The organism is Corallococcus macrosporus DSM 14697, from assembly GCF_002305895.1.
Taxonomy (GTDB): domain Bacteria; phylum Myxococcota; class Myxococcia; order Myxococcales; family Myxococcaceae; genus Myxococcus; species Myxococcus macrosporus.
In genome coordinates this window covers 8,956,899-8,973,512 of sequence record NZ_CP022203.1, presented here as the reverse complement: position 1 = coordinate 8,973,512, position 16,614 = coordinate 8,956,899, and the positions used below count along the sequence as shown (strand labels likewise).

The 16,614-nt window shown below is 69.3% G+C and carries 16 protein-coding genes; 8 read left to right on the top strand and 8 right to left on the bottom strand.

Annotation, left to right across the window (positions count from 1 at the left end; all coding sequences use genetic code 11):
• Positions 1–163: 163 nt before the first annotated feature.
• Both MYMAC_RS36545 and MYMAC_RS36540 read right to left on the bottom strand, forming a co-directional pair.
• Positions 164–2,026, bottom strand: a complete 1,863-nt coding sequence (locus MYMAC_RS36545; RefSeq protein ID WP_095961423.1) for a HEAT repeat domain-containing protein — start codon at positions 2,024–2,026, stop codon at positions 164–166.
• A 21-nt stretch (positions 2,027–2,047) separates the two neighbouring features.
• Positions 2,048–4,468 (bottom strand): hypothetical protein, encoded by a 2,421-nt coding sequence (locus tag MYMAC_RS36540; protein WP_095961815.1) that lies wholly within the window; start codon positions 4,466–4,468, stop codon positions 2,048–2,050.
• A gap of 832 nt (positions 4,469–5,300) precedes the next feature.
• On the opposite strand from MYMAC_RS36540, the gene tnpA reads away from it, so the two are divergent.
• The 3 genes from tnpA to tnpC are packed head-to-tail and all read left to right on the top strand — an operon-like array spanning position 5,301 to position 7,749.
• Complete coding sequence (tnpA, locus tag MYMAC_RS36535; protein ID WP_095961422.1) at positions 5,301–5,636, top strand: IS66 family insertion sequence element accessory protein TnpA; 336 nt, start codon at positions 5,301–5,303, stop codon at positions 5,634–5,636.
• Positions 5,633–5,974 (top strand): IS66 family insertion sequence element accessory protein TnpB, encoded by a 342-nt coding sequence (gene tnpB / locus MYMAC_RS36530; protein ID WP_013938504.1) that lies wholly within the window; start codon positions 5,633–5,635, stop codon positions 5,972–5,974. Before tnpA ends, tnpB begins: the two co-directional genes overlap by 4 nt.
• 35 nt (positions 5,975–6,009) lie before the next feature.
• The gene (gene tnpC, locus MYMAC_RS36525) at positions 6,010–7,749 is read left to right on the top strand and encodes an IS66 family transposase (protein ID WP_239988997.1); all 1,740 of its coding nucleotides are present in this window, start codon (positions 6,010–6,012) and stop codon (positions 7,747–7,749) included.
• Positions 7,750–7,760: 11 nt separating this feature from the next.
• Here the strand turns inward: tnpC and MYMAC_RS36520 are convergent, their stop codons facing one another.
• The 6 genes from MYMAC_RS36520 to MYMAC_RS36495 form a co-directional block, all read right to left on the bottom strand.
• Positions 7,761–8,027 carry a hypothetical protein gene (locus MYMAC_RS36520; protein ID WP_095961421.1) on the bottom strand — a complete coding sequence of 89 codons (267 nt, stop codon included), beginning with the start codon at positions 8,025–8,027 and terminating at the stop codon, positions 7,761–7,763.
• Between the two features lie 279 nt (positions 8,028–8,306).
• Positions 8,307–8,726: an AAA family ATPase gene (locus tag MYMAC_RS36515; RefSeq protein ID WP_239989238.1), complete on the bottom strand. Its 420-nt coding sequence runs from the start codon at positions 8,724–8,726 to the stop codon at positions 8,307–8,309.
• Positions 8,727–8,887: 161 nt separating this feature from the next.
• On the bottom strand, positions 8,888–10,093 hold the full coding sequence (locus tag MYMAC_RS36510) for an IS701 family transposase (RefSeq protein ID WP_095961814.1): 1,206 nt from the start codon (positions 10,091–10,093) through the stop codon (positions 8,888–8,890).
• Between the two features lie 96 nt (positions 10,094–10,189).
• Positions 10,190–10,417: a hypothetical protein gene (locus tag MYMAC_RS36505; RefSeq protein ID WP_239989236.1), complete on the bottom strand. Its 228-nt coding sequence runs from the start codon at positions 10,415–10,417 to the stop codon at positions 10,190–10,192.
• Positions 10,414–11,775, bottom strand: coding sequence for a DDE-type integrase/transposase/recombinase (locus MYMAC_RS36500; RefSeq protein WP_239989235.1), 1,362 nt, complete (start codon positions 11,773–11,775; stop codon positions 10,414–10,416). The genes MYMAC_RS36505 and MYMAC_RS36500 overlap by 4 nt, the downstream gene beginning before the upstream one ends.
• A 157-nt stretch (positions 11,776–11,932) precedes the next feature.
• Positions 11,933–12,376 carry a hypothetical protein gene (locus tag MYMAC_RS36495; RefSeq protein WP_476695880.1) on the bottom strand — a complete coding sequence of 148 codons (444 nt, stop codon included), beginning with the start codon at positions 12,374–12,376 and terminating at the stop codon, positions 11,933–11,935.
• A gap of 203 nt (positions 12,377–12,579) precedes the next feature.
• Here MYMAC_RS36495 and MYMAC_RS36490 point away from each other — a divergent pair, with 203 nt between their 5' ends.
• From MYMAC_RS36490 to yidD, 5 genes are all read left to right on the top strand, one after another.
• The gene (locus MYMAC_RS36490) at positions 12,580–13,566 is read left to right on the top strand and encodes a DUF2381 family protein (protein ID WP_095961419.1); all 987 of its coding nucleotides are present in this window, start codon (positions 12,580–12,582) and stop codon (positions 13,564–13,566) included.
• A 31-nt stretch (positions 13,567–13,597) separates the two neighbouring features.
• On the top strand, positions 13,598–15,400 hold the full coding sequence (locus MYMAC_RS36485; RefSeq protein WP_095961418.1) for a serine/threonine protein kinase: 1,803 nt from the start codon (positions 13,598–13,600) through the stop codon (positions 15,398–15,400).
• A gap of 400 nt (positions 15,401–15,800) precedes the next feature.
• Positions 15,801–15,953: a 50S ribosomal protein L34 gene (rpmH, locus tag MYMAC_RS36480; protein ID WP_002637840.1), complete on the top strand. Its 153-nt coding sequence runs from the start codon at positions 15,801–15,803 to the stop codon at positions 15,951–15,953.
• Positions 15,954–15,965: 12 nt separating this feature from the next.
• Positions 15,966–16,388, top strand: a complete 423-nt coding sequence (gene rnpA / locus MYMAC_RS36475) for a ribonuclease P protein component (protein WP_013936842.1) — start codon at positions 15,966–15,968, stop codon at positions 16,386–16,388.
• Entirely contained in the window at positions 16,385–16,603 is a 219-nt protein-coding gene (gene yidD / locus MYMAC_RS36470) for a membrane protein insertion efficiency factor YidD (protein WP_013936843.1), read from the top strand. The genes rnpA and yidD overlap by 4 nt, the downstream gene beginning before the upstream one ends.
• Positions 16,604–16,614 lie beyond the last annotated feature (11 nt).

Here is a 16,614-nt window from a genome sequence, read left to right as displayed (position 1 = left end):
AAAACCGCCGTGGCCTCAAGGGGTTTTCCCAACACGGTGGATCCGCAACGGGCATGCCAGCCCGGGCCCGTTGTGGATCATCCCCGCCCCTACCCCAAGCACTGGGGGCACCTCTGGGCGTGTTCACTGAAAGTGAATGTCCCGGAGGTGTCCCCCGCGCCCGTCACGTCCCGAGCAGGCCGCGGATGCGCATGTGGAGCTGCGCGTCGGCCGCGTCCTGGGTGAGCAGGTGCTGGAGGAGCTGGCGCACCTCGGGGGCGCGCTGGACGTAGGGCTCCACCACCGACACCAGGGTGTGGTGGTTCTCCACGGGGACGTTGCCCGCGAGCGCCAGGTCCCGCAGGTGCCGCAGGGCGGCGTCGTCCAGGGGGCGGCGGCCCAGCGCCGTCAGGGCGGAGGACTGCACGGGGGCCTGGGCGTCCTGGGTCAGGGTGAGGAGCGAGCGCAGGGCCTGGGGCGTCTGAACCTTGCGCAGCGCGCGGGCCGAGGCGCGGCGGACCTGCGCGTCCGGGTCCTGGGTGTACCGGGTGATGGCGTCCACCTGCGACTCCAGGCCCGCGTTGCCCAGCGCGAGCAGCAGGTGGGCCCTGGACTCGGGGGTGCGCGCGGCGTGCAGCTCGGACTCCAGCCGCTGGACGGCGGCCAGGGCCTCCCCGTCCTGCTGCTGCCGGTAGAGGGCGCCCGCGGTGGCGCCCAGGGCGTAGGAGGTGGCCACGCGCGTGTCGTCACGGGCCGTGAGGTGGGCGCGCTCGATGAAGCGCACCGTGTCCGGCGTGGGGCTCGTCAACAGCGACAGGCGGCTGAGCAGCATGCCGTAGGCGGGCTCGGCCAGCGCCTGGGGGCTGGACAGGGCGCGCACCAGCGCCGCCTGCGCGTCCGGCGTGCCCGCGCCCGCCAGCAAATCCAGCACCAGCGCCCGGCCGCGCGGCTTCAGGGTGGAGCGCTGGAAGAAGTCGGCCAGCCGCGCGCACAGCTCGGGCTGCTGCTCCAGCAGGCCCGTGGCCTGGAGGAGGAAGTGGTTGTGCTCCGGGAAGGTGCCGCCGTTGGCGTACTGCTCCATCAGCGCGAAGAAGCGCTCCGGGGTGAGGCCATCCACCTGCTGCGCCAGCATCCGCTCCTGCACGCGGGCGTCCGTCACCAGCTCGCCCGGCGCCAGCCGTTGGAGCGCCACGTCCGCGGGCGCCTGGGCCACGGTGAAGCGCCCCCGCGCGCCGGGCTCCAGGCGGAGCTGGACGTGTGCGGTGGCGGTGGGCTCGCCGCCGCCGGCCGGGCGGCGCAGCACGCGCTCCTCACCCACGAGGCGCTCCAGGACGCCGCCGGCGTCCAGCGTCACCTCGAAGCGCGAGTCCACCTCCACGGCGCCGCCCCCGGTGCCCAGGCCGCGCGGCGCCGGGTAGGCCAGGCGCCGCTTGAGGAAGCGCGCGGGCAGGGCGTCTCCGTCCAGCCGCGTGTACTCGGCGCGCGCCCCGCCCCGCGACGTCGTCTCGTCCACCTGGAAGGTGTCGCCCTCGCGCAGCGCCCACTGGAGCTCGCCGGCCAGGGCCTGCACGGTGTTCTTGAAGAGGGACGGGTCCGCCTCCTGGAAGGCGACGGCGCGCAGGGTGCCGTCGGCGTCCAGCTCCAGCAGGGCCTCGCGGCCGGCGAAGGTGGCCTGCACGGCCGCGGCGTCCGGCAGCAGCGCGTGGCCGAACAGCTCCAGCGCGTGCGTGCGGAGGTTCTCCAGGCTCAGCCCCACGCGCAGGGCGGTGCCCTGGGCGGGGAGGCCGCGCAGGACCAGGTCTCCGACGAAGTGGGCCTGGCCCGCCATGGCGGCGCCGCCCTGCCGCGCGCCCGCCAGGCGCACCTCGGTGCGGGCCGTGTACTCCAGGTGGTACGTCCGGCGCTCCCCCACCGGGAAGCGGAGGTGGAGGGGCGTCGCCGCGGGAGACGCCCCGGTGACGGGGGCCTGGGCCAGGTGGAGCCAGGTGGCTCCCAGGAGCAGCAGTGCCAGCAGGGCACCGCCAGTGATGACCTTGCGTGTGTTCATGGGGCGTCTCCAGCGGGTGGGCTACAGCAGCGAGCGGAGGTCCACGAGGTCGACGTTGAAGGCGTGGTCGAACAGCGTCACGTCCTCCTTGATGCCGTTCCAGCTCACCAGCGTCTGCTCGAACTCGGACTCGAAGGGCCAGATGCCCACCTCCACGTAGGCGGAGATGCGGCCGGCCAGGAAGGTGAAGCGCAGGTGCGAGTCACCCTCCATGCGCAGCTTCAGCCTGCCGCCGGAGGACGTCAGCCAGGCGCTGGCGTCCAGCGGGACGGCGGCGTGGACCAACTGGAGGCGCCCCTTCACGCCGGCCTCGATGATGAAGAGGTCGACGCCCGCGTACAGCTCTCCGTCCACCCGGGCGAAGGGCTCCACGTGTCCGGCGACGCCCAGGCTCGTCACGCTGCACTCCGTGGTGCCCGTCACCTTGTGCTCCGCCGTCAGCCGGTAGTCGAGCCCCACCACGCCGGCCACCCTGGCGCCGAGCGTCACGGGGACCACCACGATGACGAAGGTGGTCTGGGCGTTCACCAGCGTGGCGGACTTCTCCTGCTTGCCGGACACGATGTTGAACTGGCCCAGCGTCAGGTCGCGGTGCACGTCCACCAGCGGCACGGTGTTGTCGAGCACGTCCAGGTCGATGTCCGCGCGCTTCTGCGTCACCTGCGTCTGGGCGTGGATGAGGTGGGCGCTCATGCCCAGGGCGCTGCCGGTGGCGTCGAAGCTGCCCGTCACCTCCGGGGAGAGGCCGCAGTCGGGCGTGTGCTTCACGTTGTTGAGGGCGACGGCCACCTGGTAGTTCGCGGTGGCGCCGAAGGTGTCGTTGCCCAGGCTGTAGCTGTCACCGGACTCCCACCGCAGGCGGGGCTGCGCCGTCTTCGGGTCCAGCATGGTGCCCACCGAGGCGGACAGGGCGCGCAGGTACTGGTCGCGGCGGGTGAAGTACGTCTCCAGCCGCGAGGGGCTCGTCGTGTAGTCCTGCGCGGGGAAGTTGACGGCGCCGTGGACCAGGGCCTTCGCCTTGAGGTCGGCGAAGTCGTCGCGGGTGTAGCGCGCGCACTTCTGGAAGTCCTGCTCGCGGGCGCCCTGGTACAGGTTCATCACGCGCCGGGCGAAGCGCTTGGGGGACCAGTCACAGGGGGCGGGCATCTTGCCCGTCTGGAAGGCGAGGCAGCCGCGCGCCTGGGCCTGCTGGAGCGCCGCCTCGATGACGTCATCCAGCGCGGCCAGCTCGTAGGCGCGGGTGATGATGGGGTCCTGGGGCTCGTCGCCCGTCAGGTGGCTGGGCGTGTCCGTGGCGGGGGCCTGGAGCATCCCCGGAATCGGGCGGAAGCGCAGGGCCAGCTCCGCCTGGATGGCGGCCACCCGGTCCTTGCGCTGCTGGATGAGCGCGGCGAAGTCCTCCTGGAGTTGGTCCAGCGCGTAGAGCTTTTCGTCCAGGACCGAGGCGTTGCGCGTGCTCATGCCGCGGTGCCACGCCCAGCTCTCGTTGTAGTAGCTGGCGCCCTGGGACAGGGTGGTCCGCATCGCGGTGGGCAGGACGGTGCCGTAGAGGTTCAGGTCGCGGTGCAGGTCCTTGAGCTCGATGATGGCCCCGCCCATGATGCCCGGCAGCGGCACCACGCGGTCCCGGCTGCTGGCGCTGATGAGGACCTTGCCCTGGGCCGGGGCGGGCACGGTGAAGAACTCGTTCTTCGGCGCGCCGGAGGGGAACTGGATGGCGGGCTGGATGGGCGTGCCGTCCTTGCCGCGCTGCACCGGGTCTTGAATCGCGCGCGTGCCAATGGCGGTGGCGGGGACGGCGCCGCCGGCGGGCGCCACGGCGAAGGCGAGCGAATGGATGCGGCGGTAGTCGGTGCCGAGCGCGGCGGTGGCGAACTCGAAGACGCTGTAGTCGTAGTACTTCTCGTGCACGTACTCCTGGCAGGAGTCGATGGTGGTGCCGCTGTTGTCCCAGCCGACGAGCTGGAGCGCGCGCAGGAACTTGATCCACCCGGCGGACTGGGACGTGGCCGGGAAGTAGGTCTGGTCGCGGTGCGAGGTGCCCAGCAGGAAGCCGGCGAGCCCGCTCATGCTGCGCCCGTTCGCGTCCTCTTCGATGTAGGCCACCGGCTTGGTGGCGCTGTCCGGCTCCACCGTCTGGCCGCTCGCGTTGCGCGTGACGGGCACCAGCACGGTGCGCTCGGGCAGGCTGGCCGCGGCGTCCAGCGCGGCGTCGCGCACCAGGAGGTTGCAGGCGGCGTCCGGGTTCGTCCTCGCCGCCTGCCGCGCCACCTGGGCGCAGAAGGTGGCGCCGCTCTGGCAGTCCTGCAGCGTGGGGACATAGCCCACGCAGAGGTTGTAGATGGGCGGCGTGGGGAGGGTGGGGAGTGGCGTGAAGGCCAGGGCGGGCGCCGCGGACATGACGAGTCCGAGCACGGCGACCTGGGGTCGCGTGAGTGACATGAACAACACCTTCCGTGTGGGTTTCGCGGAGAACGGTGCTGTCGGAGTTCCTTCGCCAGAAAAAAATGGTGTTGCTGGACGGGTGCGGGGGGCCCCAGGGGACTCTCAAGTGCTGAGAGTCCAAGGGGGCCTGGGGTGCCTGCCTGGTGGGCCCGGGAGAAAAACCACCGGGGAAACAGACGTCCGCGCGCTTCGCGATTAAACTGCCGCCGCCGTGCGTTGGGCGGTGGTTGGCACCGTCAGTATCCGCCAAGCCCTCACTGTCCCACCCAGATCCAGCCCATCAGGCCGGTTCAGCGGGACTCCAGGGTGTGCCAGGGTGATCCACTCGACCTTACCCAGTTTTTCCAGACGCTTGGAAACGCACTTTTCCCCTGGAAAGACGGGTACTTACGCGCGCAACAGCCGCTGAATGGTGGATGTGCGCAGGGTCCCTACGTTGGGCCAAAACCGGCCCTGAAGCGAGAGGCCAAACCCGCCTAGAGGCTCCCTCGGCAGAGGTATGGCTCGTTCACCGTGACTGGGTGTAAGGCCCTCCGCCAGTGGCCTGCTTCACCCCTCTTTACGGAGGCCATGCTGCTATGGCGGACGCACCGCAGAGCGCGTTGGTCCGGCACCTGGCTGCCTTGGGCATTACGCCCGAGGACGTTGCAGGCGGCGGTGGCGTTGCTGGCGGCCCACAGCCTGCGGGCAGACGGAGGCGCTGGACCTGCGGCGGGGCAGTGTCGGCCTGCTGGCCAGTTCCGTCGGCCCATTGCCCAGCGCGCAGAAAGGTATCCGCTGCACGAGCCCCGTCTGGAGGGGATGAGCCGGAGCGCGCAAGGTGGCGCGCATGGCGAATGCGGAGCTGTGGAAGAAGCGAGTGGAGGAGTGGCGCACCAGTGGGCTGAGCGCGGAGGAGTACTGCCGTGGGAAGGAGTTCACGCCCAGCCCGCTGTACCGGTGGTCGAGTCGGCTGGCGAAGGCGGGGCGTGGAGAAGCGGAGGCGGCGGTGCCGCTGGTGAGGCTGGTTACTTCCCCGGCCCGCGAGGAAGCCGCACCTGGTGCAGGACTCGTCGTCATTGAGGCGCACGGGGCGCGGGTGCTGGTGCCCGCGGGGGCGGACGTGGCGACGGTAGGCGTGGCGCTGGCGGCGCTGGGTACGGCGAGCCGGGGCGGGCCGCGATGATTCCGCACGGCGTCGAAATCTTCCTGGGCCTGGAGCCGATTGACTTGCGCTGGGGCTTCGAGCGGCTGTCTGGGTTGGTGGAGGAGAGGCTGGGACGCAAGCCTCGCAGCGGCGCCCTCTTCGTCTTCTTCGGCAAGCGGCGCACGGCGCTGAAGGTACTCTTCTACGACGGCACGGGGCTGTGCCTCTTCTACAAGCGGCTGGACACCGGCTGCTTCCAGGTGCCGCGAGGGTTGGAGGAAGGCGCTACCAGCCTGGCGGTGGAGGAGCACGTGCTGGAGGAGTTGCTGGACGGGCTGCGCGTGGAGGCGCCCAGGCGGGGCCCTCGCCCACATTGAGAGGAGCCAGGCGCACCACCGCGCGGGGGCACCAGGTGGGTGTCGACAGCGCGGTGGTGAGTGGTTACAAGGCCGCGGTGTCCACGCACGAGTCTCCCATTTCCGCGCAGGCGCGCATCGCCGAGCTCGAGGCGCTGTTGAGCGCCGAGAGGCAGCGCGCCGCGCAGTTGGAGAGGGAGCGGGACGTGCTGAAAGCCTCGCACGAGAGGCTGCGGCTGGAGTTGGAGTTACTCAAGCGCCGCCTCTTCATGGCCAAGGCGGAGCGGGTGGACACCCAGCAGTTGGAGTTGGAATTCGCCCAGAAGCTGCGCGCCCTGGAAGAGGTGGCCGGCACACTGGGCATGGCCTCGGCGGAGGCGTCAGGCGGCGCGGGGGCGAAGCAGAAGTCCAAGCCCAAGGGCCGGCGGGACTTGAAGAGTCTGCCGCTGGAAGAGAGGCGGGTGGTGATTGCGGACCCTCTCTTCGACGAGCTGGTGGCCCAGGGGAAGGCGGAGAAAATCGGCTTCGAGGAGAGCTGCAAGCTGGCCTGGCAGCGCGGCGGTATGCGGCGCCTCGTCATCGCCCGGGTGAAGTACCGCACGGTGGGGGCCGACGGGGAGGCCACGCTGGCCTCGGCCATGGCGCCCAAGGAAGTCTTCTTCCGCTGCCTGGCGGCGCCCTCGCTGCTGGCCCACCTGGCCACCGAGAAGTACTGCGACGGGCTGCCGTTGTTCCGCATGGAGAAGCGCCTGGCCCGCGACGGCGTGGCGGTGGACAGGGGGACGATGGCGCGGTGGCTGGAGGACATGGGCGCCACCCTGGGCACCACCGTGGTGGCCGCCATGCGCGAGGAGGCGCTGGCCACCGCCTTCTGCATCGCCACCGACGCCACGGGCGTGGCGGTGCAGCCGGCCCCCGCCGAGGGGCCTCGCCAGGCGTGCCGACGCGGCCACTACTTCGTCCAGGTAGTCGACAGGGACGCCGTCTTCTTCGAGTACACGCCGAAGGAGACGAGCGCCGCGGTGCTGGAGCTCTTCAAGGGCTTCAAGGGCTACGTGCAGGCCGACGCCAAGAGCGTCTACAACGCCCTCTTCCGTCCCGCCGAGGACGCGCCCGCTGACGGCGAGGAGGGGGTGTGTCAGGAGGTGGCGTGCTGGGCGCACTGCCGCCGGGGCTTCTGGGAGGCGGCGACGGCCAAGGACGTCATCGCCAGGGAGGGGCTGGCGCGCATCAGTCGCCTCTTCCAGTTGGAAGCGACATGGAGGGACAAGCCCCCGGAGGAGATTCACCGGCTGAGGCATGCCCACCTGCGTGCGCACGTGGACGCCTTCTTCGTCTGGGCCCAGGAGGAGTACGAGAAGGTGCGGGAGCAGCGCGGCCTCTTGCGCCGGGCCCTCGGTTACGCCGTGCGCCAGCGCGAGGCGCTGCGCTGCTTCCTCGACGACGGACGGCTGCTGCTTGAGAACAACCGCTCCGAGAGAGAATTGAGAAGGATTGCCGTCGGACGCAAGGCCTGGCTCTTCGTCGGGAGCGATGACCATGCCGAGCGCGCCGGCCACCTCTTCACCCTCATCGCCACCGCGCGACTGCACGGACTCGAGCCCGAGACCTACCTGCGCGACATCCTGCGCGTGCTGGCCCACTGGCCCCACCAGCGCTACCTCGAGCTCGCTCCCAAGTACTGGGCCGCTACGCGCGCTCGCCTCCTCCCCTCCGAACTCGACGCCGAGGTGGGCGAACTCACCGTCCCGGCGCCGGTTGCGGCCTCGCCCGAAGAGCAGTCGTCGCCGCGCTGAAAGCGTCCCATTCACGCCGCCAGCATGCGGCGTCCGTCCGGCCTACGGAAGACGGGGCTCGTGCAGCGCATACGTACGTCGCGCTCGACGAGCTTTTTCTTGCGACGCGCGGCCTCGCGAAGCGCAGTGGTCGCGAGCCGGTCGATGTCGCGGTGAGCGCCGGAGGCGGCCTCGTGGAGCATCGCCATCGCGTCAGAGGCGAAGAGTTCTCGCTCGCAGCCCGCATTCTTCAGGCGCAGGCGGAGGTACTCCGCGGTGTCATCGGTGTTGCCGCGCACGCTATTTGAGGGACGGACGCCTGCTCTCGCGCACACTGGTTGAGGGACTCCCGAGGAGAGGCTCCGTAAATGCCATCACAGAGCCGGACCACCAGAAATCTCGCTCGTGATGGGACCCAAGCCATTGACGCGACAGCAGATTCCGCGAGAAGCGGAACTGATTGCTCCCATCCTGCGGTTCTCCGGTCGAGTCAGGGCTGCCCGAAGGGCACCGCCGGAGGCGGCCAAGGCCTTGACGCGACTGGGGAACCGTAGTCCCGAGGCCATCAACCAAGCGGCTCACCGGACCATCAACAAAGGTGCGCGGCAACAATCGGGATGAAGCGCGTCGATGGTGAGCCGGCGTGCGAGTCGGGAGGCGAGGCTGCGGTTACGGCGCATCGCGAGCCGCGAGTCGAGCTCGGGCAGGCCGACGAGGATGAGGGAGAGGAGCGCCTTCGAGTCCCACTGGTAGTTCAGGAGGATGTGGAGGTGGTCGAGCACGTCCTGGTGGAGCAGGTGCGCCTCGTCGAGGAGGAAGACGGGGTGGACGCGCTCGCGACCGAGTTCCTCCACGTGGCTGGAGACGGCGTAGAAGACAGCGGCGGCGGTGGCGGACGGCGTGAGGCCGAGGGCGAGACACAGCTGGCGGTAGAAGTCGCGGCGGCCCAGCGTGGCGTTATGACAGTAGGTGAGGCGGAAGCCCGCCTGGGGTAGCACTACTGCGTCAGGGGCCCGAGGGGTGGACGGGGAGGCCGAGCAGGCGACGAGAGGTGCGGTGCTGGTTGGCGCGGTGGCAGGTGGGACAGCGCGGCATCCAGGTGGCAATCACCCGCGCCATCGCGAGTCGTGCGGTGATGAAGCTGTCGTGGAAGTGGCGCTCAGGCCGAGAGGGGCTGCGCGTGGGCTTCAGCCGCCCTTCGGGCCGAGGGGGGAAAACGCCGCGTGCGTTCGGCCACGAGGAAAGCGTAGCAGCACAGCGCGACGGAGACGTGGTGATGCCAGCCGGGGTAGCGGCGGCCTTCGTAATGGTCCAGCCCCAACTCCCCCTTGAGGTCTTCGTAGACGCGCTCGGTTCTCCATCGCTGCATCACTAGGCGGATGAGCTGCCGCTTCGTTCGTCCTTCTGGCAGGGAAATCAGGAAGTAGTTGGCGGGCTCGGGCTCGCCGTCTCGCCATTCAATGAGCAACGTCAGGGGCTCCTGCTCGCGCTGGGGGACGCCCGCGGCGACGACGCGGCGCAGGGCAAAGCGTGCTGACAAGGCGTCTTGCGTGCCCTGGCGCCAGGTGCACCGTCGGAAGCCGCCTCGTTCATGAATGCGCCAGGCCAGGTCTGAAACGCTTTGCGCGTCCTTTCGAGGACGGCCCTTCGCGTCCAGGAGGCGGACGCCCGTTTGCGCAGCCACCGCGACGGCGTAATGCAAGCCCAGCGCGCGAAGGCGCGCACGGAAGTCGCTGGAGTTGCCGTAGGCGCTGTCCGCCAGGAGGACTCCTGGCGCCACGCCGTCCTCCACGGCCCGCTCAATCATTCGCAGCGCCAGTTGAGGCTTGGTTTGGAAGGAAACCTCGGCGGGAATTCGGGCCTCGCGGCGGCGCGCCTCGTCGTTGGCCCAGCACTCAGGGAGGTACAGCTCGAAGTCGAGGGGCAGGTGCTCGGTACGCGTGGCCACGCTGAGGCTGACGCCAATCTGGCAGTTGGCCACCTTCCCCGCCGAGCCGGTGTACTGCCGCTGGACACCCACCGAGTGCTTGCCCTGCTTGAGGAAGCCCGTGTCGTCCACAATCCACGCCTCCACCGACTCCCGCCGCGTCATCGCCTCCAGCGCGTACCGCGCCGCCTGGCGCCGCACCTCCCGGTCGCTCCACCTCGAGTCCACCGCGAAGTGCAACAGTCGCTGGTGCATGGCATCCACCCGCTCGGGGTCCGGACACGCCCGGGCGGCGATGGGCTCCACGCTCTTGCGCTCCCCCTCGCCCAGCAGGCCCATGGCGTAGAGGGCGAACGAGCCGCGTCGGCTCTCCTCGCCCAGCACCTCGCCAATTTGCTGGAAGTACCTCTCAAGCCGCTGCACCGCAGCGGCGTTCATGAAGGTGTCCATATCTCCTTCATGAGTGGGGCCGCTGGTGGCAGATGCAACCATGACCTGCCAGCCCAGCCCTCCATCACCCACTCCCCCTTCGGCCTACCCCTGACGCAGTAGTGGTAGCCGGTGGCGGAGCGCGCGCAGGACGCATGTCTTGCCGACGCCGGGCTCTCCCACCAGCATGACGCTCTGCCGCTCGCGCACGGCTTCGCAGAGTTCCTCGACGAGGCTCGTCTTGGAGGCCGGCAGCCAGAGGTCCGCGTCGGCAATCTCCTTGGAGAAGGGCGCCTCGGAGAAGCCGAAGTGGGTGACGTAGGCGGGCGTCATGACTCACCTGCATCGCGATGCCGAGGAGGACGCCCGACGGCGCGGTCGAGGAGAGTGAGGGGCGGGTCAAACGCGGGGTGTGGCCGGTACGTCTCGTCGTGGACGGGAGGCCGACGCAGCGGCCTCTTGCGGCGCGCGTTCCTCACCGCGTCGACTGGGTGGAGGGTGTAGCGCTTGCCCTCGAATTCGGCCCAGGGAGCCTCCCCCAGGTCGACAAGGCAGCGGCACAGGTGCACGAGGCGCCCGGCGAGGTGGCCTGCGTCGAGCTCGTAGTCGGCACCATCGACAGCGACGGTGGTGTCGCGCCGCACGCGTCGGCGGGTACGGGTGGTGAGGGCGTCGCGCAGCTTCGCTTCGTCGAAGCCATCGGGCGCCCGGGGCGCGGCCTCGAAGACGGTTTTCGGTGTCGCGCCCATGAGGGCAGCATGCGAGGTGACGTGGTAGTGCGCGTCGAGGAATGCGCAGAGGCGGACATTGACGTCGTGCAGCGAGGCGACGGGCCCGAGGAAGTCGAGGCAGCCCTCGCGCAGCGTGCGCCAGAAGCGCTCCATCTTCCCGCGGGCGGGGGCATCGTAGGGCCGCGCGTGCAAGAGCGACGTGCCGATGCGAGCGCACGCGGTGGCGAGCGTCTCGCCCCGGTACGTGGCGCCATTGTCCAGGTAGAGAGCGTCCGGTGGACCGTGCTTGCGCAGGGCGCGCACCATGAGGCCCAGCATGTCCACCTCGCGCTCGGTGTGGTGGGCCTCCAACGCCACGACGTACCGACTCGCGTCGTCCAGCAGCGCGTGGATGCGCAAGGGCAGCGACTTGCCCCCGACGGTGAGTCCAGGCCCGTGACACACGTCCGCGTGCCACAGGGCCATGGGGCGCTCGGCCTGCCAGCGCAGGCGCGTCTTCGTGCCGCTGCCGTCGCGCATCCCGACGCGGTCGAGTCCTGCTTCCGCGAAGAGGCGGCGCACTGTCGTCGCCGAGACGGCGTCCTTCTCGAGCCGGCCATCGGTGACGAGCGTGCGCAGGATGAGCGTCACCGCCGCGGACGGGTACTCCCGCCGGATGTCGAGCAGCAGCTCGCGCTGGGCCGCCGAGAGCTGCTGGGCGCGGCCCTTGTCGCTGCGGTCGCGCGGGGCGAGGCCTGAGAGGCCGCGCTTCTTGTACGCGTAGTACCAGCGCTCGAGCGTGGCCTCCGAGTAGCAGTGGCTCACCTTGGCGCCCGGCGGCACGAAGCGCTGCTGGGCGAGGGACTCGAGCGCCGAGGCGAGTTGGCCTCGGTCCATCTGCGCCTGGGTGAGGACGCCGATGACTCCGTGGCGAAACACCGCCACCGCCTCGGCGTGGGACTTCGGAGTGAGGCTCTTCATTTTGCGCGGACTTCCCCTACCGCCCCCTCATCCCGGCATGGGCCTCTTGGGAGCGCAGACGCCTACCGTCCCGCCGGAGGCAGGTCTTCGAGGACGGGGCGTGTCGGGTGGGACGGACTTCTGCGCGGGGGGAGCCGATGGCCGCGGAGCAAGCCCCTCAGTGAGCGCGCTCGGCTCCCCGGAACGAACAAGCGGCCAGCGAGGGCGGTCCCGTCGCCGCGAGCGCAAAGGCGGCGACTGTCGTCGCCGCTCGTGCGGCCACCGCTCGCGCCGTCCAGTCCGCGGGCGCCGGCCGCACGCAGCACAGGAGCGTCCCGTGTCTGGCCTCCCCCGCCCAGCGGAAGAGGGCATCCCAGCGCCCAGCGCTCCCTGGCCCCACCACGTCCCACGGACTCACGCGTCTGCGTACCGCCGCCGCCGACAGCGACTCAAGGCCCCACAGGGCCAGCGCCCAGGCGATGGCCGCGAGCGAATACAGCTTCCTGCCCAGTACCTCCGCGGGCACTACCGTCTGCGTCACGCCGCACGCACGGCAGCGGTAGCGGCGCACGCGCAACTCCACGAGCACGGGCGGCGCGCCAGCGTCCAGCGGACCGCGCACCTGGCGGCTCCGGCTGCCATGCCCATGAAGCCCCAGGGGTGCTCCCACAGGGCGGCTCGCTGCGCCGCAAGCGGCGCAGCGAGCCGGACGTACCGACGACACGGACGGCATCTGTGCCGCCCAGGACTTGACGCCGACGCGCGTCCGTACGACTCCTTGGGTGCCTCGCTTCTCTCTCACACGTCGAGCGGGGCGCCCGACCTGTGAGCGTGTTGGCGCACGCTCCAGGTCACCTTTCTCCCACGCGAGATGGCGAACACCGCCGCGCCCCGTCCTCTCAGAGCCCCGCGGATTACCTCACGCAGCGTGGCGCGCCAGAATCCGGCTCGTTGCTGGACTCTGCGTGGCCTGCAACATCCCTTCCCGGCAACCAATGCGCTCGTCGCGACCGAGATCTCCATCAACTACTTCGCTCAGCAACAGCAGGTGAGGACGTGACGGTACGAATCGCGCGAGGAACGCTCACCACCCTCACCTTCGATTCGAACCTCGGCATGAAGGGCGTGCAGCTCGGAGGACGTGAGTCGCACTTCGAGCGAGTTGATGAGAACGAGAGGTTGGTCTCCTTCAAGCCGAAGGTCGACCTGGTGCCTGGGGAGCGGCTACTGCTCACCGTGCGCTTTGCGGATGGCGCTGCTCCGTCAGAAGTCACGTTCGAGCTCATCGCTGCCGAGGGGGAAGCGGATGCATCTGTAGAGGTGGTCCGCCGGACACGTTCCGTTGAGGCACTCCAGGTGGAATTGCGCGAGCTGCGGGCAAAGTACGCGGCGCTGCGAGACAGCAGTGGCAACGGGGGCCCAGAGGGAATGGTCCTTTCCGGTTGGCTCACTCAGGACATTCGGGTCCGGCGATTTGACGCGCGCGTTCCACCCGACAATTCGAGCGGCCTCAAGGTTGAGGATGGCGTGGGCTACCGCACCGGCAAGTGGGCGCTGGTGGCTGTTCGACTTCGCAGCCAATTGGGCACACGCCGCTGGACGCTGGGGGAAGTGAAGCTGTCGTCCGTCCGCGGAGCACCTGTGAAGGTGCTTTCGGTGCGCATGGACAGGCCGCAATTGGCGCCTGGCGAGGAAGGGCTCCTCCTTGTGCGCACCGAGGCCCCCTGGTGGGAACTGGGCGAGGAACTACGTCTCGAGCTGAAGGACAAGGAGGGCAGCGGCCCGCTGCCCTTGAGCGGAGTGGTTTTCTGACCGCGCCGCATGCGGCGCAGGGGCGTTGGCTATGGCGACGATTCCTATTCATCCCGACCAACTCGTGCCCGGAAGCCGCGTTGGTCCGTGGCGCGTCGTGGAGCCACTGGGAGCTGGCGGTTTTGGCCGCGTCTTCAAGGTGGAGCGCGAAGAGCAGCCAGGGCGGACCTACGCGCTGAAGGTCGCGCTACGACCTTCCAGCGCTCATGTTCCGGAAGAGGAGAACGTGGAGGAGCGGATGTCCCGCGAGGTGGCCATTCACATGGCCTACAACACGGGTCTGAAGGTTCATGCTGTCGACCACTGGCCCATCCTCAGTGGTTTCCTCTACTTCGTCACGGACTACGTCGAGGGAGAGACGTTCCACGAGTGGCGCTGGCGCACCGAGCCTTCTGCTGCGCGACTGCTCACCGTCTTCACGGAGGTGGTGCGTCAAGTCAGCGCTCTTCACCAGCGTGGGGTGTGCCACCGCGACTTGAAGAGCGACAACATCCTCATCCGCGCAGAGGGCGAACTGCCGCTCGTCTTCGACTATGGAGTGGCCCGACTGCCGGGCATGGCGACGTTGACGGTGGGGGTGCCGCCAACCTCGCCGTACCTACTCCCTCCCGAGTGCGTGACCTTCTTGGGGAAGGAAACCTGGAAGCAGGGCGCCCACTTCGACCCAGGAGTACCTGGCGACCTTTACGCGCTTGGGATGCTGCTCTTCGAGGCGCTCACCGATGGCTACGCCTTCCATCCGAAGCTGCCGTACGACTTGCTGGTGGTGGCCATCGCAACGCGGGTGCCGGCCGCACCACACGTCCTCAACCCGAAGGTTCCGCGGGTGTTGAGCGACATCACCATGCGCCTGCTGGAGAAACGTCCTGAGGCACGCTATCCCAGCGCCGAGGCGTTGCTTCAGGCCCTTTGGGATGCTGCCAAGGAGCGAAAGTTCCCTGAGTGGCAGGTATCCCTGGCACTGCCGCCACCAGATGAACATGACGACGAGTCCGGAACGGACGCTGAACAGCCTGAGGGCCCTACCTCGGTTGCGCACCCCCAAGTTGCCGAGGTGCCGTCCGCAGTCGAAGGCGTGGAACTGGTAGCAGAGGCGGATGAGCTGGGCCACGCGGCGGTGGGTACCCCCAACGTCCGACTGAAGAAGGAGACTGGTGGCGTTTCCGCGGAAGCTCCGGTCCGCGCACGGTGGCGTTTTGTGCTGTGGTCTTCGTGCTCCCTGCTGGTGCTCTCCCTGTCCTTATGGCTGGGACTGAGCACACTTGCGACTCCACCGGATAAAGGAAGCCCGCACGTGCCCACCGCCACCCCTGACTCCCCTCTGACTTCGCTGCGCTCTGGCCCATCCAAGTTCCTGGCAGCAATGCTCTGCGCTGTGGCTGGACTGGCTTGCCCTTCATCGCAGGTCCGACCTGAGCCCGCTGAATGCCCGGAGGAGGCCCGCGAGGCCATGTTCCGCCTTCTGGGCGTGGACACCACGAAGGGGCTCAAGGCCGTCATCGACGTCAACCAGCCCGGAGACCAGAGTCAGCTCGGTACGTACACGGGCGGGAGCGTAGTGGGCCGAATCACGGGTTACTCGTGGGCGGACCCGTCCTTGCCCGACGGGACCCTTCTGTACGGGCGGCTCTGGACGGGGCTCGTGGACGAGTACGGCCGCCCTGCTGCCATGGCTCGTTACTCCGAGGCGAAGTTGCCGAATGGGCGTACTTTCCCTGTCTGCATCGTCGCCGGCAACCCCGATGGTCGAGTCCGGACGCAGCCAAGCTCCAACTCGGATACGGTTGTCTTGCCCCGGGAACTGCCTGTCAGTGCCGTGGAGCGGTGGCCATGATGGCTGGTCCCTGGCCGCGACTCAGCACACGTGAAGTTGCCGGCCAGAGGGTGATCAGCGGGATGTGGAGATGGCGCTTGGCTGATGCCCAATCGTGAGGTTGGCCCCCCGCCTGGTGGCCGCCAAGAAAAACCGCCGGAGAAGCAGACGCCCGCGCGCTTCGCGATTAAACTGCCGCCGCCGTGCGTTGGGCGGTGGTTGGCACCGTCAGTATCCGCCAGGCCCTCATTGTCCTACCTCGGGCCGGCCCACGGGCCTCCCGGCGGGGACTCCAGGGTGTGCCAGGGTGATCCAACGTTGACTTACCCTGGAAATGGGGGTACGGACCCGCCCCTTTCCCTAGTTCAGGTCGCGCCGAAGCGGTAGGAGGCGCCGCCGTCATCACCAAGGAGTAAGAGCCGTGTCCAAGCGCACGTACCAGCCGTCGAAGGTCCGCCGCAACCGCGCCCACGGGTTCCGCAAGCGGAACGCCACCAAGGGCGGCCGGGATGTCCTCAAGCGTCGTCGTGCGAAGGGTCGCAAGCGGCTCGTCGTGTCCGCTCCCAAGAAGTAGGCGAGTTCGCGTGTGAGGGCCGAGGGTGCGACGCCGGGCGAGTCCCACCCGGCAGACCAGCGCTTCCCCAAGGCCCTGCGCCTGCTTCAACGGCGCGAGTTCCTCGAGGTCCAGGAAGGCGGGCAGAAAGTCCCTTCGGACTGCCTCCTGGCCCTCGTGAAGCGCAATGGCCGACCGTACTCGCGTGTTGGCCTGACCGTGTCGAGCAAGGTGGGCAACGCTGTCGTCCGGGCGCGCTTGAGGCGCGTGCTGCGGGAGCTTTTTCGCAAGCGCCGCATGCAATGGCCGTCCGGCCTGGACGTCGTCCTGGTGGCGCGCTCCTCCGCGAAGGATGCTTCCTTTCCGGCGCTGGCGCGGGCCTTTGACGGTGTCACCCGTAAGCTGCAGCGGCTGCCCCGCGCGGTGGAGACGAAGCCGAAGGAGCCTCCCAGATGAGCCCGCTGGCCTTCGTCATCTCGCTGCCCATCCGCTTCTACCGGAAGTTCCTCGGACCGTTGCTCCCTCGGGTGTGCCGGTTCCATCCCTCGTGCTCCACGTACGCCATGGAGGCGCTGGAGAAGCACGGCGGCCTCAAGGGGTCGTGGCTCACTGTCTGGCGGCTCATGCGCTGCCAACCCTTCCACCCCGGCGGTATCGACCCGGTGCCGTGACGAGGGGTTCC